The sequence below is a fragment of the Ruegeria sp. AM5 genome (assembly GCF_056540645.1).
On the sequence record NZ_JBQFXC010000002.1, the window covers coordinates 115,410 to 131,210 of the forward strand.

Genomic DNA, 15,801 nt, shown 5'->3' on the forward strand with positions numbered 1-15,801 from the left:
AGAAGGCGCCCTTGATCCTTAGCCCGGTATCCCCATGACCCAGTCCAGATCCGAATTGCTGATGCCTGCGGGCAATCTGCGTAAGTTGAAACTCGCCATCCTCTATGGCGCGGATGCAGTCTATTTGGGCACACCGGATATGTCGCTGCGCACTAAATCCGAGTTCTCGCTGGAAGAGGTGATAGAGGGAGTCGAGTTTTGCCACAACCATGGCCGGCGCGCGTACCTGACGCTAAACCTGTTCTCGCACAATAAGGACATTCCGAAGCTGGACGAATACATCGACACTGTCCGCAAGGTGAAACCTGACGGGCTGATCATCGCCGACCCCGGAGTGTTCCAATACGTCCGCGAACGCGCGCCGGAACTGCCGCTGCATATCTCGACGCAAGCCAATATCTGTTCGTGGTTGTCGGTGAAGTTCTGGCAGGATCAGGGGGCCGAGCTTGTGGTTCTGGCCCGCGAAGTCTCATACCCCGAATTGGTCGAGATTCGCGAGAAATGCCCCGATATCAAGCTTGAGGCGTTTGTGCACGGGGCCATGTGCATGACCTATTCGGGCCGCTGCCTACTGTCGAACTTCATGGCCGAACGCGGGGCCAATCAGGGCAACTGCGCCAATTCCTGCCGCTGGAACTATGGTCTGAAACTGCGTCTGAAAGATGGAACGCATCAGGAGCTGCGCATTACCGATGAAAACGCCGACCTATTCGAATTCCTGCTGGAAGAAGGCTGTCGCCCCGGTGATTTGATGCCCATCGAAGAGGATGATCGGGGATCCTACATCCTCAATTCCCGCGACCTGTGCATCATGCCCAAGCTGGATGAATACTTGAAGATCGGTGTCGACAGTCTGAAAGTCGAAGGGCGCGGTAAATCGGAGTATTATGCCGCCATCGTCGCGCGCGCCTATCGTATGGCCATCGACGACTATCACGCCGACCCCGAGAACTGGGACCCGAAGCCCTATATGCGTGAACTCGAAACAGTCGGGAACCGCGGCTACACGCTGGCTTTCCACGAAGGCCGCCTGAGCAATTATGCACATGATTACGAACACACAGCCTCGATTGCGCAGTGGGAATATGCCGGGATCGTCACCGAGGTAACTGAGGATGCCTTTCTGGTCGAGGTGAAAAACAAGCTGGAACCGGGGGATGTATTGGATTTCGTCTCTCCGATTTCGCGCGAGACGGTTCTGCTGCGGGTCTATGACTTTGAACGCGCTCATGATGGGGCGCGGCTGGACGTTGTGCATGGCAGTACCAAAACCATCATCCGCCTTCCCTTCACCCTGTTCGATCACGAGGATATCGACGATCTGCGCGCCCGTTTCCCGGTCTACTCCGTCCTGCGCAAAGAACGTGCCCTGACCGACGAACACTGGAGTCGCATTCGGTTTGACAAGCTGGTGCAGGGGCTGGAAACCTCAGGTCGCGACAACCCTAAGGCCTATACCCGCCGTCGTGACGAGCTGGTCGAGAAAATCGGCGAAGACGGCAATGAGCGCCGCTTCAAAACCAATCGTATCGGAACCGAGGGATGTTGCGGCAAAGGCTGCAACGGCTGTTTGATCTTCTGGCAGGATGAGAAATACGCGCTCGCCCGCGAGGTCCTATCCAAACGCAAACACGGTGAGCAACTCAGTCGTCAGGAAGCGACCGAGCTGAAGCTGCCTGACCCGGCGGCCTGAAGATCACTCTGCGACACGATACTCTTCGGGTACGTAAAACGTATAGTCCCGGTCCGCGACGGCCTCGTGGCAGACATGGCAGTAATCGACCTCTGACGCGCGAAAGCCCATCGTATCACCGAACAGCGAACCGTCCGGCATCACCATGATATAACGCCAGTCGGCTGTTTCCGGGTTGGTGCCTTCTGGCAGTTTCTCCATCACGAACAGGGCACCGGGATGGATATTGCCCTCATCTGTGACAGTCATACTGTCTTTGGCCAGGACCGAGCCCGCAGGCAGCTCTTCGCCTTCTTGCAATGTGCCGTAATTGTGGGCCATGCGGTTCGCATAGCTGTTGACATAGCGCTGCCCATGCGTGGCCGAGATGTAGGGCGCATCGTTGAACAACGGCCAGTTCTGATAGTTTCGGATCAAGTCCATCTGTGCCGCCGCATAACCCCGCGACATGCGTCGTATCAATGACTGATAGTGTTTCTGCGCTTGCTCCTTGGTCAGATCGGCTGGGTTTTCAATCGCCAAATGCGCATCCTGATCTTTGGTCTGAGCAGATGCCGCGTGGAGAACAAATCCCGAGATCGCCAGAACAGCCGCGATACCCAAGACTTGCCGGTGACTTACAATCATATTGTGGCCTCCCTGACTGATCAGTTCGCCTAAATGCCGCTTTGCTTCAGAAAAATGGTAGCGGCCTTAATTGGTGTTACCAGCACCGCCCCGGCAATCTCACCACCTTGTGTCTGTCGGTGAGTTCCCCATCCAGAGCGGGTCTGCGCCGAAGATACCAAATTTTGAACAAGGAAACAGCACTCAATTCATTAAGTTTTTCGCGTGAAGCCACGGCGCATGCCCTTAGCGGTTTAGCCCGGCTTCAGCCTCGATCTGCTTTCGCGATTTCCGGGCCCGTTCGGTGGCCGATTTTAACTGGCCGCAGGCCGCCATGATATCCTCACCCCGCGTTTTGCGGATGGGTGAGGCATAGCCCGCCTGATAGATGATGTTGGCAAAGGCCCGGATGCGATTGTTCGAGCTGCGCTTGTAGGGCGCGCCCGGCCATTCGTTGAACGGGATCAGGTTGATCTTGGCCGGGATGTTATGGCGCTTGATATGAGCGATCAGACGATGCGCGTCTTCGTCGCTGTCGTTCACGCCATCCAGCATCACGTATTCGAACGTGATCCGTTCAGAATTCGACGCGTTGGGATAGCTGGCCAACGCCTGCAGCAGTTCCTCGATATTCCAGCGCTTGTTGATCGGAACAAGTACGTCGCGAGTTTCATCAGTGGTGGCGTGGAACGAGATCGCCAACAGGCATCCAATTTCTTCAGCCGTGCGCGCGATCTCGGGTACCACACCCGAGGTCGACAGCGTGATGCGGCGACGGGACAGAGAAATCCCCTCGGGGTCCATCGCGATCTTCATTGCGTCACGGACGTTTTCAAAGTTGTAAAGCGGCTCGCCCATACCCATCAGCACGATATTTGACAGCAGGCGTGTTTCATCTTTGGGCGCACCCGGTGTTGGCCATTCCTCAAGATCGTCACGCGCCATCATGACCTGCCCGACAATTTCGGCCGCTGTCAGGTTGCGCACCAATTTCTGCGTGCCCGTGTGGCAGAAGGAGCAGGTCAGAGTACAGCCCACCTGAGATGAAATGCATAGAGTTCCGCGATCATCTTCAGGGATATAGACAACCTCAACCTCATGCCCGCCCGCGATGCGGCACAGATACTTGCGGGTGCCGTCCTCTGAAACCTGGCGGGTCACGACTTCGGGGATTTCGATTACGAACTGCTCGGCCAGTTGCGTGCGATAGGCCTTGGCCAGATTGGTCATCTCACCAAAATCACGCACACCCCATTGGTAGATCCATTGCCAAATCTGCCCCGTGCGCATCTTCGCCTGCTTTTCGGGCGTGCCGTGTTCAATTAGCGCCTCACGCAATTGATCGCGGGTCAAACCGACAAGGTTCATCTTCCCCTCGGGCAGTTTGCGGGGGATGGTCATGACGTCTTGAGTGATCGGCGCTTTGGGCGACATTGGCGTATCTCGGTGGATTCTGGCTTGGGATGCGCCTCTATATAGGAACACACGTAAAGATCAAAAGAATTCGTGCTTCAATTTGCGTAACGCAACAATTCGTCAACCCGCGCCCGGCCAAGGTCAACCCGACAGGCTGTGATGGCGATCCCCGTACCCGATCCTCCGCCGAACGAAGCACCTACCGCTTCGCACTGCGCATCGCGATAGGCCACCCACGCGTTTTGCGAGGCCTCCAGCGCAGGCACAGCAACGACCCGTCCAGTGACCTCGTCCAGTTCTTGTGCGGAGCCAAGCGCCAGCGAATAGCTGGAGTCTATCGCAGCGTTTACCCGCAATTCCATATCCGAAACACAAGATCCAATTTCCACCTGCGAACCGGCGTCAATACACTCCATAGTTGGATCCGCAATTGCGGATATCGGAAACATCAAAAAAACAAATGCCCATCGCATCCATCAATCCTCCAGACAGAGATATCTGTCTATCACAGATCAAGATGCGCGCCCAATCAAGATGGGCCACTAAAGCAGAAACTTAAGCGGCCCATTGTTGTTAGTTTACTGCGGGCGGGATGTAGCAATCTTCTGCATCCAGGGTCTTTACGGGATCTTCCGGACCACATTGCTCACCCGTTATCGGATAGGTTTCCGATCCTTTCTCACAACCTGCAAGGATCACCGCAGACGCCATCAAGAGCACTGCCAGGTTTTTGCTTAAGTTCATTGCCGACTCCTCAACAAATTCTGAACTAATTAGTTCAGAAAACGGGGGCGCAGGCTTTGACACGGATCAAGAAACACCGCTCTACGTGGCGTAAATTTCTGAAAACACACAGGATCGGACCAAACAAATAAAACCCCGCCGGAAAGCGGGGTTCCGGAATTTGATCTGCTTGTGGCTTAGTTCGTGCAACGCGTTTCCGCGTCTTCAATCGCGGCCGTAAAGCCCAGCAACGAGAAGGTGTCCTTGGTCTGCGTACCACGTTCCGAACGGGCGGTCAGCACCGCCTCACTTCCGCGCTTCATCGCTGTGACGATCTTGGCATCGTCCGAGGCGGTCGCAGGCCATGCCCACTCACCATCAGTGAACAGCTCGAACTCGCTGCCATCGACAACCAAATTGACAGTAGAACCAGACGCAAACGGATAGCCGCCGGTAAAGGTCACCTGCCCTTTAACCTCGGCATTCGGGCGATAGAACACAAACAGCAGGATATCGCTGCGCCGAACGGAAACGACCCGGCCACCGCGTGTGTTCACGGTCTCTTTCGGGGCAGATACGCTCCAGCATTCGGTTGGGTCGTCCTCGACAAACACGCTCCAGTCCGTTTTTGCAGCGACGCGATTGGTACTGGTCGCCTGCTGCGCAATTGCCGTTGTCGCCATTCCTGCCATGCACAGGCCCGCGATCACGCGGACGAGCTTTAATCCCATCGGTTCAGCCTCCTAGCCCGACCTATTACCTCATACCCATCGGAAATACGTGCGAACTCTGCCGGTTCGTCTGTTCAGTTGCGTATTCCGATGATTGTCGACATACACACACTAACGCAGGTTTCGCCACAGGCGAAAGGGCGATTGGCAGATTTTTGCGCATGATTGATGGGGTGGACATGACACAAGCCGTACCGATGACAGAACTCTGGCGCGGGTCACTGTTGGAAAGCCTGCATATGGGCCATGCAGTGATCTGTGACGATAGTGGTCAGATCGTGCGCAGCTGGGGTGATCCAAACGCGGTGATCTATCCCCGCTCCTCGGCCAAAATGATCCAGGCCCTGCCGCTGATCACCTCGGGAGCAGCTGCAAAATACGGTTTGAACAGCGAACATCTGGCCTTGGCCTGTGCTTCACATAACGGGGCGCATATCCATACTGACCGCGTGTCCGCATGGCTCGATCATCTCGGTCTGTCCGAGCCCGATCTGCGCTGCGGCCCACAGGAACCTGCCGACATGGCGGCCCGCGACGGGTTGATTCTTGCGGACGATACACCCTGCCAGATTCACAACAATTGCTCAGGCAAGCACTGCGGCTTCCTTACTTTGGCGCAGCATATGGGGGCCGGGCCGGAATACTTGGAAATCGACCATCCAGTTCAGCAGGCCTGCCTGTCTGCCATCGAGGAAACCACTGGCGAGACCAGCCCAACCTATGGGATCGATGGTTGCTCCGCCCCAAATTTTGCGACATCACTGGTAGGGCTTGCGCGATCGATGGCCTGGTTTGCCTCTGCCGCAGACCGTTCGGACCGCTCCAGCGAAGCAGCGGTACAGCTCACAGAAGCAATGGTGAAACATCCCGAACTTGTCGCAGGTGAAACTCGCGCTTGTACTGAGTTGATGCGAGCGATGAACGGGCGCGTTGCAATCAAGACAGGGGCCGAGGCCGTCTTTGTTGCCATCATCCCGGAAAAGCGCATGGGCGTTGCGCTAAAAATCACTGACGGCACTACCCGCGCCAGCGAATGCGCCATCGCCGCGATTCTAGTGCATTTAGGTGTGCTAGAGGCCGATCACCCGGCCACTCGCAAATTCATGAACGCCACACAGTATAGCCGTCGAGGGCTGGAATGCGGCGCTATCAAACCTGCACCGGGCTTCCCCGGCTGAGGATTACATCTCGATCTCGTGGACCTCGGCCACCTCGACCGAACCCGAGCCGTTCACAACCATCGGGCAACCCTTGGCCATCTCGGTTGCGGCGTCAATGCTATCAGCCTTGACCACCGTGAAACCCGAGGCCGGGTTTGCACCACCATTGTCTTCGATCCCACCACTGCTGACCGTGTAGGACTGGCCTACAGGATTTCCCGGAATCTCTAATGAGCCGCCGATTTCCTGAAACCAAGCGCCCCAAGCGGCCATGGTCGCCTCGATCTCGGCGGGATCGGTTGGGGTGTGACCCCCATGATAAACAAACAAATATTGGGGCATATCGCTCCTCCCTGATGAAAACCTATTTGCAAAGTGCTTCGAGTTTGCGCAGCGACGATGTCCAGCCTTCGTTGTGGTTCGTGGCCGATTCGGCATCGACAAGTTCACTGTGATCAACCACCAGCCGTGATCCGCTGTTGGTCGCGGTAACCGAAAAGGTCACATGGCTTTCCGCACCGCGCTGGTCCTGATCGTCATGCCAAGCCCACGTAAATCCAACAGATTTTGGTCGATCGATATGGGTAACGTGACCCGAGACTTTGAACTGCTGACCCTCGCCATTCTGCATAACCGAATACCACGGACCAATGCGCGAAAAGTCGAGATCATGTTCCGGTACATGCAACCCTTCGGGCCCCCACCACTGCAGAAGCTTCGCACCATCGCTGACCCATGCGAACAGGACCTCGGGACTAACGGGAAAATCTCGTTCCAGTTTCAGGTCGGCCATGAATTTTCCCTTTCAATAAGCTCTTCCAAACGGTCGAGGCTGCTTTCCCAGAACTGCCGTTTCGAAATCGTCCATTCGGCTATCGCGCGCAGCCCCTCGGGCTGCACCGAATACATCCGTTGCGTGCCGTGTACCCGCTGCTGCACCAACCCGGCCTCGCGCAAAACCTTCAAATGGCGCGAGATCGCGGCCCCTGACATGCCCTTGCCTTCTATCAAATTACCGACGGGCAGTTCGCCTTCGTCCATCAGTTGCTCGACAATCGAGAACCGAGTGGCATCAGACAAAGCGGAGAATGTGACCAGAAGCGTATTCATGGCTTTATTTAACACAATAGTTAAATTAAAGGAAACCCCTTAGAGGCCTTGAAATTCTGACCTGCCATAGCCCTGCAGATACAACAACGCTGTCAGATCGCCGTGATTTATGCGGACATCACATTCGGCAGCGACCGAAGGCTTGGCGTGCAACGCGACACCCGTCCCCGCCCGACCCAACATTCCCAGATCATTCGCTCCATCGCCAACGGCAATCACATCAACCTCGGAGATACCTAGGCGTGTTGTGATCTGCTCCAATGCCTCTATTTTGGCCTGTCGCCCAAGAATGGGCCGCTTCACGTCGCCGGTAAGCTTGCCATCCTCAGCCAGCAATGTATTCGCCCGGTTCTCATCAAACCCAAGCTCTTCGGCGACCTTAGCCGTAAAAGCCGTGAACCCACCCGAGACCAGCGCTGCATAGACCCCATTCGCGCGCATCGTGGCAAGTAACGCCTTGCCGCCGGGCATCAGCGTGATCCGTTCATTCAGAACCTTGCCGATCACGCTTTCATCCAGCCCTTTCAACAAGCCCACACGCTCAGTCAGTGCACCTTCGAAATCCAGCTCGCCGTTCATTGCACGCGCGGTGATATCCTTGACCCGATCACCGACACCAGCCTCATCAGCCAGTTCATCGATGCATTCCTGTTGGATCATGGTGCTGTCCATATCGGCCAGCAGCATCTTTTTCCGGCGACCGTCAGCTTTTTGCACGACCAGGTCCACGCCCATCTCTTGCAACTCGCCCCAAACGTCCCAGCGATTGTCGGGAATTTCTGGCAGGGAAAACTCGGCCGCCTCATCGAGGCTCAGCCAGTTCGCATCACCCCCGCCCCATGCATTCCGCAACGACTCAACCAGCGTCGCCTCTAAAGAAGGGGCCGCAGGGTTGGTCAGCAGAGTAGCTACATACATGTCAGGCCTCCGATTAGCGCACCTGCGGGATATCGCAGGTGCAGCATTTTCACCAGAGGCAGATTGATCTAACCAAGAATACCAGGCAGGCGCAGCCCATGTTCGCGAGCGCAGTCTTTCGCGATCTCATACCCCGCATCTGCGTGACGCCAGACGCCTGAGGCAGGGTCGTTCCACAGAACGCGCTCCAATCGCCGCGCGGCATCATCGGTCCCATCGGCGCAGATCACAACACCCGCGTGCTGGCTGAAGCCCATACCAACGCCGCCGCCGTGATGCAGCGAGACCCAGGTCGCACCGCTGGCCGTATTGATCAGAGCGTTCAACAGCGGCCAATCCGATACTGCGTCCGAGCCGTCCAGCATCGCCTCGGTCTCGCGGTTCGGGCTGGCGACCGAGCCCGAGTCCAAATGATCACGCCCAATGACAACAGGCGCTTTCAACTCGCCATTGGCAACCATTTCGTTGAAGGCCAACCCCGCGCGGTGGCGATCTCCAAGGCCGATCCAGCATATACGTGCGGGCAGACCCTGAAACGCAATGCGTTCCTGCGCCATATCCAGCCAACGATGCAGATGCTCGTTCTCAGGGAACAGCTCCTTCATCTTGGCGTCGGTCTTGTAGATATCCTCGGGGTCACCCGACAATGCACACCAGCGGAACGGGCCGATGCCCTTGCAGAACAGCGGCCGGATATAGGCGGGCACAAAGCCGGGGAAGGCAAAGGCATTCTCCAAGCCTTCATCCTGCGCCACCTGACGGATGTTGTTGCCGTAATCCAGCGTCGGAACGCCCGCGTCCCAGAAATCGACCATTGCAGCGACATGCTGTTTCATCGAAGCACGGGCGGCCTTTTCAACCGCTTTAGGATCAGTTTCGCGCTTGTCCTTCCACTGCGCCATGCTCCAGCCAATCGGCAGATACCCATTGATCGGGTCATGGGCGCTGGTTTGGTCAGTGACGATATCGGGGCGCATGCCACCGGCCTGCATCCGCGCATAAATTTCGGGGAACACCTCAGCCGCATTGCCTAGCAGACCCACAGATTTCGCCTCGCCCGCCTTGGTCCAGCGGTCGATCATCTCAAGCGCTTCGTCGAGAGTCTCGGCTTTTTCGTCCAGATACTTGGTGCGCAGGCGGAAATCGATAGAATCCGGATTGCACTCGACCGCCAAACAACTGGCCCCGGCGAACACTGCCGCCAGAGGCTGTGCGCCACCCATGCCGCCCAGACCGCCGGTCAGAATCCACTTGCCAGTCAAGTCGCCGCCATAGTGCTGACGGCCAGCCTCGGCAAAGGTTTCGTAGGTGCCCTGTACGATGCCCTGCGTACCGATATAGATCCACGAACCGGCCGTCATCTGGCCGTACATCATCAGCCCCTTCTTATCGAGCTCGTTGAAGTGATCCCAATTGGCCCAATGAGGCACGATGTTTGAGTTGGCGATCAGAACCCGAGGCGCATCCTTATGGGTGCGGATGATCGCCACCGGTTTGCCCGACTGGACGATCAGGGTTTCATCCTCTTCCAGATCTTTCAGCCCTGCGACGATCCGGTCGAAATCGTTCCATGTCCGCGCCGCGCGACCGATGCCGCCATAAACCACCAGCTCGTGCGGGTTTTCGGCCACATCCGGATGCAGGTTGTTCATCATCATCCGCAACGGCGCTTCGGTCACCCAGCTTTTTGCGTTCAGTTCGGGGCCGGTGGGCGGATAGATATCGCGGGTATTCTTGCGAGGATCGGTCATGTCAAAGCTCCAATGCAGTGTCTTGGATGGCGTCGAGAATATCCACCAACCAGCGACGCAGGCGCTTGGCTTTCGCCTCGTCAAACGCCCACGGAGGGGTTTCGGCGGACAGATAGGTAGATTGCGCCAGCTCCATCTGGATCGCGTGTTGGCCCTCATCAGGACGGCCATAGTGGCGGGTCGTCCAACCCCCTCGGAATCGCCCGTTCAGGACGGTGCTGTAAGGGGAGGAATGCGAAAATTCATAGGCCGCGGCCTCAATGCCGGGGGCACAGGTCGCGCCACCATCGGTGCCGATGTTCATATCCGGCAGGGTGCCTTCAAACAGGAACGGAATCTTGCTGCGGATCGAGTGGCAGTCAAACAAGATCGCAACGCCGTGTATTGCCCGCGCCCTTTCAAGCTCTTGCTCAAGCGCGTTGTGGTAGGGCGCGTGGTAGGCGGTTCGACGTACCTCGATCTCATCGATTGAGGGCTCCTGCCCCTCGGCCCAGATCGGCTGACCGTCAAAATCGGTCAACGGCACCAGAGTTGTTGTGTTCTGCCCAGGATACAATGATACACCCGCAGGGTCTCGATTAGCGTCAATGACATAGCGGTGGATATGGGATTGCACGACCGTCGCGTTGGCAACGAGCCCATCGTAGAGCTGATTGATATGCCAATCCGTATCCGCCAGCGCCTGCCCATTCGCATTCAGTTGCGCGGCAATGTCGTCGGGTACATGCGTGCCGCCATGCGGCTGTCCCAGCACGATGGGCCCATCGCCACGCTGAACACTGAAAACCTGCATTACGACAGCTCCGGCATGGGCATTGCAGCTGCCTGCAGTATAGTTCCACTTTCGACCAGCGACTTCGCGGTTTCCAATTCGGGTGCCAGATAGCGATCATCGCCTAGCGACGGAATATCGTCGCGCAAACGCCCAACCACGCTGGTCAGCGCTTTGCTGGTCGCAAGAGGTGCGCGGAATTCGATGCCTTGCGCGGCGCAGAGCAGTTCGATCCCCAGAATATAGTTCAAATTATCAACCATCCGGCCTAAACGCCGCGCCCCGTGCGCCGCCATCGAGACGTGGTCTTCCTGATTGGCCGATGTAGGTGTGCTGTCGGTCACACATGGGTTGGCCAGATGTTTGTTCTCGCTCATCAACGCAGCCGTCGTGACCTCGGCGATCATCAGACCCGAGTTCAGCCCCGGCTCGGGCGTCAGGAAGGGCGGCAGATCAAAGCTAAGCGCCGGGTCGACCATTAATGCGATCCGACGCTGTGCGATCGCCCCGATCTCTGACAGGGCCAAAGCAATCATATCGGCGGCAAAGCCTACCGGCTCGGCGTGGAAATTCCCGCCCGAGACGATTGCATCCGGATCGGTCAGAACCAGCGGATTATCAGTGGCCGCGTTGGCCTCAGTTACAAGAGCTGCGGACGCCTGCCGGATCACATCCATCGCTGCGCCGGTCACCTGTGGTTGGCAGCGGATGCAATATGGATCCTGCACTCGCGTATCCCCATCACGGTGACTTTCGCGGATCTCAGAGCCCTCCAGAGTGGCCCGCATCGCCGCCGCCGCTTCGATCTGCCCACGATGCCCGCGCAGCGCGTGAATCTCGGGTTGCAGAGGGGCGGTGGATCCCATGATCGCATCAGTTGAAGCCGCCGAAATCACCAGCGCATTTTGTGCTGAACGCCAACCTTCAAACAATCCGGCCAGAGCAAAGGCAGTCGAAAATTGCGTCCCGTTGATGAACGCAAGGCCCTCCTTTGGACCAAGTTGAATCGGCTCTAGCCCAGCTGTTTTCAGGGCCTCTGCACCCGGCATAACAACACCGTTCACCTCTGCCTCGCCCTCACCGATCACCACAGCGGTCATATGGGCCAGTGGCGCAAGATCGCCAGACGCGCCGACTGAACCCTGTGCCGGGATCACAGGTGTCACACCACACGCCAGCATCTGTTGCAGCAATTCGACAAGTTCCCAGCGGACACCCGAAGCACCTCGGCCGAATGACAGCAACTTCAGTGACATCATCAGCCGCGCCAGACGACGCGGCACTGCCGGACCCACCCCGCAACAATGGCTGAGGATCAGATTGCGCTGCAGGGTTGAGGTATCTTTGGCCGCAATCTTGTGACTCGCCAGTTTGCCAAAGCCGGTGTTGACGCCATAGACGGGCTCGGTCCCCTCGGCAGCCTGCGCAATGCGGGCAGCAGCGACCTCAACCTTGGGTCGGCAGGCGGCGTCCAGCGAAATGGCGGCTTCGGTCCAGTAGATCTGGGCAAGCTGATCCAGCGAAACCTGACCGGGGACAAGCAACAGAGGTGTCATTCCTGACCTCCAAAAATACGTTTATGCAGAGGGTTGAAACCGATGCGATAGGACAGTTCTGCAGGGTGAGTAGCATCCCAGACGGCCAGATCAGCGCGCAATCCGGGCGCGATCACGCCGGTATCATCCAGACCCAAAGCACGGGCCGCGACGCGGGTAACACCTGCCAATGCTTCCTCAGGCGTCATGCGAAACAAAGTGCACCCCATGTTCATTGTTAGCAGCAGAGAAGTCAGGGGTGAGGACCCCGGATTGCAATCGGTCGCCAGTGCCATGGGAACATTCTTCTGGCGCAACAATTCAATCGGCGGAGCTTGCGTTTCATGCAGCGTATAAAACGCGCCGGGCAGCAGGACCGCGACCGTTCCGGCCCCAGCCATGGCGGTAACGCCGTCGGCGTCCAAATATTCGATATGATCAGCGGATAGCGCTCCGTAAGCTGCCGCCAGCTTAGCCCCACCTAGATTCGAAAGTTGCTCAGCATGCAGCTTCACCGGTAGGCCAAGCTCTTGCGCGACAACAAAAACCCGTTCGATCTGTGTGGGATCAAATGCAATGCCTTCGCAGAACCCATCCACCGCGTCCACCAGCCCTTCGGCATGGGCCGCGCGCAGTGTCGGAATGCAGACCTCGTCAATATAGGCGTCATCCCGACCCGCATATTCTGGCGGAACGGCATGTGCGCCAAGAAAACTGGTGTTGACCCGAATAGGGCGCTCCCGCGCAATTCGGCGCGCCGCGCGCAACATACGCAGTTCGGTTTCGGTATCGAGCCCATAACCCGACTTCACCTCGATGCAGGACACACCTTCGGCCAGCAATGCGTCCACGCGCGAAAGCGCGCCTGCAAGCAGCTCTTCTTCTGTTGCTGCCCGCGTGCCGTTTACGGTCGACAGGATGCCTCCACCCGCGCGGGCAATTTCTTCGTAGGTCGCGCCCTTCAGGCGCATTTCGAACTCAACCGCGCGGTTGCCGCCAAACACAACATGAGTATGAGCATCAATCAGAGCGGGCGTGATCAAGCGGTCACCATAGTCGTTCTGCGGCCACTCGGCATATGACGGCGGCATTGCCGACCGAGCGCCAACCCAAACGATTTCCGACCCATCGATGGCAATCGCACCATCCTCGATCATCCCATAGTGTTGGTCGCCCCCCATGGTGGCTACATGTTTGCTACGAAGAACAGTTTTTTTCGTCATGGCGATTCTTTTGGGCTCCCCCTGCGCTTGATTTTTTCGTATACGGCTAAAAATATAAAGTCTACACAAAATGGAATTACGATGACGGTTCATGCCAAAACGGCCCTGTTAGGCTCTGAGTGGGTGCACAACCTACGAGTCGAAATCGAGGACGGTCGGATCGCTGCGCTGAAATCAGGGACCGAGCCAAAACCCGAAGACACTCGGGTCGACGTGTTGCTGCCCGCTTTGGCGAACCTGCACAGCCATGCCTTTCAACGCGCCATGGCGGGCATGACCGAAACGCGCGTAGCAGGGCGCGAAAGCTTCTGGACCTGGCGTACCTTGATGTACCGATTTCTGGACCGCCTCACTCCTGCACAGATCGAGTCCATTGCTGCATTGGTCTATATGGAGATGCAGGAAGCCGGGTATGCTGCGGTCGGGGAATTCCACTACGTCCACCACCAACCCGGCGGCACGCCTTATGCGCAGTTGTCTGAGCTGAGTCAGCGCATCTTCTTGGCAGTCAGCCAAACCGGGATTGGATTGACACATCTACCGGTGCTCTACACCTATGGCGGCGTCGCGCAAGAGCCTCTGACCGGTGGTCAATTGCGGTTCGGCAATGATGTGGAAAGGTTCCTGCAGCTTGTCGAGGACTGTAAGCCGCTGATGCCTTATGCAGACAGCCAGATTGGCATCGCGCCGCACTCTCTGCGTGCGACCTCGCCTGATGATCTACGGCAAGTGCTGAACGCTACCCCACGAGGCCCGGTGCACATCCACATCTCTGAACAAGAGAAGGAGGTCACGGATGTAGAAGCCGCTCTGGGTCAGCGACCGGTAGATTGGCTGCTGAGCAACGTGGATGTGAACGAACGATGGTGCCTGATCCATGCCACTCATATGACAGACGATGAAACCCGCGCTCTTGCCCGATCCGGGGCTGTGGCCGGTCTGTGCCCGATCACAGAGGCCAATCTGGGGGATGGTATTTTCAATGGTGCCGTCTACAACGAGCAGGGCGGTGCCTTTGGTGTCGGTTCAGACTCGAATGTGCGCATTTCACTGCCCGAGGAATTGCGTACGCTGGAGTATTCTCAACGTCTGCGCGACAAGGCCCGCACTGTGCTGGTACGTGGCGAAGGCTCGGTCGGTCAAACGCTGTATACCGGAGCCGCCCGCGGTGGCGCACAGGCGCTGGGGCGCGACGCCGGAGAGATCGCAGTAGGTCATCTGGCCGATCTGGTTGCGATCGATCGATGTCACCCCACCCTGTGTACTTTGCGCGACGATCAATTGATTGACGGCCTGAGCTTTGCCGCGCCTGACGGAACAGTGACCGACCTTTGGTCTGCCGGGCGACATCAGGTGCGCGGCGGGCGGCATATCGCCCGCGATGCGATCCTGAGCAATTATCGTGCCGCGATAAATGACCTTTTGGAAGACATCTGAGCTGATATGACCCAAACCAGCGACACAACCAGCTACAAAGACATTAAGCAAACCGTCCTGCGCCGCATCCGCTCGGGCGAGTTGCAGCCCGACGCTCTGCTTCCCAATGAGCAAGAATTAGCGGTCGAGTTTTCGTGCACCCGCACCACAGTCAACAGAGCACTGCGGGAACTGGCGGATGAAGGGTTTCTTGAACGGCGCCGAAAGGCAGGCACCCGGGTCCTTAGCGCACCGCAGCGACAGGCGCGCTTCACAATTCCACTGGTCCGAGATGAAATCGAAGCGGCGGGCGGAACCTATCGCTACGCTCTTGTGTCATGTGAAACGCAGATCGCCCCAGACTGGCTGGCGGCCCGGTTGGCCCTACGTGCTGATCAAAGTGTGATGCACGTGCGATGCATGCATTTCTCCGGCAATTCGCCGTTTCAGTTCGAAGACCGCTGGATCGTGATAGACAGCGTACCTCAGGTCACGCAGGCAGATTTCTCTAGCGTCGGACCCAATGACTGGCTGGTGCAAACTGTCCCGTTCACCAATGTCGAGTTGACCTTTCTGGCCAGCCGCGCCGATACCACTTTGGCCGGTTTTCTGGACATTCCCGAGGGTGAACCCGTTTTTACGGCCGAGCGTATCACATGGCTGCAGGGTCAGCCGGTAACGTTTGCCAAGATGTATTTTGCGGCCGGATATCGGATGACGACCGAGTTCTGATTGTCCGGGCTTTAC

General features: G+C 57.5%; 17 protein-coding genes. 4 read left to right on the forward strand and 13 right to left on the reverse strand.

Going from position 1 to position 15,801, the window contains the following annotated elements; translation table 11 throughout:
- The first annotated feature begins 34 nt into the window (after positions 1-34).
- Complete coding sequence (locus tag ACR0AH_RS06485; RefSeq protein ID WP_480590955.1) at positions 35-1,693, forward strand: U32 family peptidase; 1,659 nt, start codon at positions 35-37, stop codon at positions 1,691-1,693.
- Between the two features lie 3 nt (positions 1,694-1,696).
- On the opposite strand, the gene ACR0AH_RS06490 is transcribed toward ACR0AH_RS06485, so the two are convergent.
- From ACR0AH_RS06490 to ACR0AH_RS06510, 5 genes are all read right to left on the reverse strand, one after another.
- Positions 1,697-2,320: a cytochrome P460 family protein gene (locus ACR0AH_RS06490; protein ID WP_170425939.1), complete on the reverse strand. Its 624-nt coding sequence runs from the start codon at positions 2,318-2,320 to the stop codon at positions 1,697-1,699.
- 225 nt (positions 2,321-2,545) lie between these two features.
- Positions 2,546-3,733, reverse strand: coding sequence for a dual-specificity RNA methyltransferase RlmN (rlmN, locus tag ACR0AH_RS06495; protein WP_170562225.1), 1,188 nt, complete (start codon positions 3,731-3,733; stop codon positions 2,546-2,548).
- Between the two features lie 77 nt (positions 3,734-3,810).
- On the reverse strand, positions 3,811-4,131 hold the full coding sequence (locus ACR0AH_RS06500) for a lysozyme inhibitor LprI family protein (protein WP_480438911.1): 321 nt from the start codon (positions 4,129-4,131) through the stop codon (positions 3,811-3,813).
- A gap of 157 nt (positions 4,132-4,288) precedes the next feature.
- Positions 4,289-4,459, reverse strand: a complete 171-nt coding sequence (locus ACR0AH_RS06505; protein WP_170399076.1) for a hypothetical protein — start codon at positions 4,457-4,459, stop codon at positions 4,289-4,291.
- A gap of 176 nt (positions 4,460-4,635) precedes the next feature.
- Complete coding sequence (locus tag ACR0AH_RS06510; RefSeq protein WP_170399079.1) at positions 4,636-5,169, reverse strand: invasion associated locus B family protein; 534 nt, start codon at positions 5,167-5,169, stop codon at positions 4,636-4,638.
- A gap of 179 nt (positions 5,170-5,348) precedes the next feature.
- Here ACR0AH_RS06510 and ACR0AH_RS06515 point away from each other — a divergent pair, with 179 nt between their 5' ends.
- The gene (locus tag ACR0AH_RS06515; protein WP_480590957.1) at positions 5,349-6,347 is read left to right on the forward strand and encodes an asparaginase; all 999 of its coding nucleotides are present in this window, start codon (positions 5,349-5,351) and stop codon (positions 6,345-6,347) included.
- A gap of 3 nt (positions 6,348-6,350) precedes the next feature.
- On the opposite strand, the gene ACR0AH_RS06520 is transcribed toward ACR0AH_RS06515, so the two are convergent.
- From ACR0AH_RS06520 to hutI, 8 genes are all read right to left on the reverse strand, one after another.
- Entirely contained in the window at positions 6,351-6,671 is a 321-nt protein-coding gene (locus ACR0AH_RS06520; protein ID WP_170399083.1) for a YciI family protein, read from the reverse strand.
- A gap of 22 nt (positions 6,672-6,693) precedes the next feature.
- Positions 6,694-7,122: an SRPBCC family protein gene (locus ACR0AH_RS06525; protein ID WP_480590959.1), complete on the reverse strand. Its 429-nt coding sequence runs from the start codon at positions 7,120-7,122 to the stop codon at positions 6,694-6,696.
- Complete coding sequence (locus ACR0AH_RS06530) at positions 7,110-7,439, reverse strand: metalloregulator ArsR/SmtB family transcription factor (RefSeq protein ID WP_170732583.1); 330 nt, start codon at positions 7,437-7,439, stop codon at positions 7,110-7,112. Before ACR0AH_RS06530 ends, ACR0AH_RS06525 begins: the two co-directional genes overlap by 13 nt.
- A 39-nt stretch (positions 7,440-7,478) precedes the next feature.
- A complete protein-coding gene (gene serB / locus ACR0AH_RS06535) occupies positions 7,479-8,357 on the reverse strand; it encodes a phosphoserine phosphatase SerB (protein ID WP_170399090.1) in 879 nt (292 codons plus the stop codon).
- Positions 8,358-8,425: 68 nt separating this feature from the next.
- Positions 8,426-10,108, reverse strand: coding sequence for a urocanate hydratase (gene hutU, locus ACR0AH_RS06540; RefSeq protein WP_480590961.1), 1,683 nt, complete (start codon positions 10,106-10,108; stop codon positions 8,426-8,428).
- Between the two features lies 1 nt (position 10,109).
- Positions 10,110-10,901 carry an N-formylglutamate deformylase gene (hutG, locus tag ACR0AH_RS06545; protein ID WP_480590963.1) on the reverse strand — a complete coding sequence of 264 codons (792 nt, stop codon included), beginning with the start codon at positions 10,899-10,901 and terminating at the stop codon, positions 10,110-10,112.
- On the reverse strand, positions 10,901-12,436 hold the full coding sequence (gene hutH / locus ACR0AH_RS06550; RefSeq protein WP_480590965.1) for a histidine ammonia-lyase: 1,536 nt from the start codon (positions 12,434-12,436) through the stop codon (positions 10,901-10,903). Before hutH ends, hutG begins: the two co-directional genes overlap by 1 nt.
- A complete protein-coding gene (gene hutI, locus ACR0AH_RS06555; RefSeq protein WP_480590967.1) occupies positions 12,433-13,638 on the reverse strand; it encodes an imidazolonepropionase in 1,206 nt (401 codons plus the stop codon). The genes hutH and hutI overlap by 4 nt, the downstream gene beginning before the upstream one ends.
- 81 nt (positions 13,639-13,719) lie before the next feature.
- On the opposite strand from hutI, the gene ACR0AH_RS06560 reads away from it, so the two are divergent.
- Together ACR0AH_RS06560 and ACR0AH_RS06565 are read left to right on the forward strand one after the other, a co-directional pair.
- On the forward strand, positions 13,720-15,075 hold the full coding sequence (locus ACR0AH_RS06560; protein ID WP_170732588.1) for a formimidoylglutamate deiminase: 1,356 nt from the start codon (positions 13,720-13,722) through the stop codon (positions 15,073-15,075).
- Positions 15,076-15,081: 6 nt separating this feature from the next.
- Positions 15,082-15,786 carry a GntR family transcriptional regulator gene (locus ACR0AH_RS06565; protein ID WP_170732589.1) on the forward strand — a complete coding sequence of 235 codons (705 nt, stop codon included), beginning with the start codon at positions 15,082-15,084 and terminating at the stop codon, positions 15,784-15,786.
- The last annotated feature ends 15 nt before the right edge of the window (positions 15,787-15,801 follow it).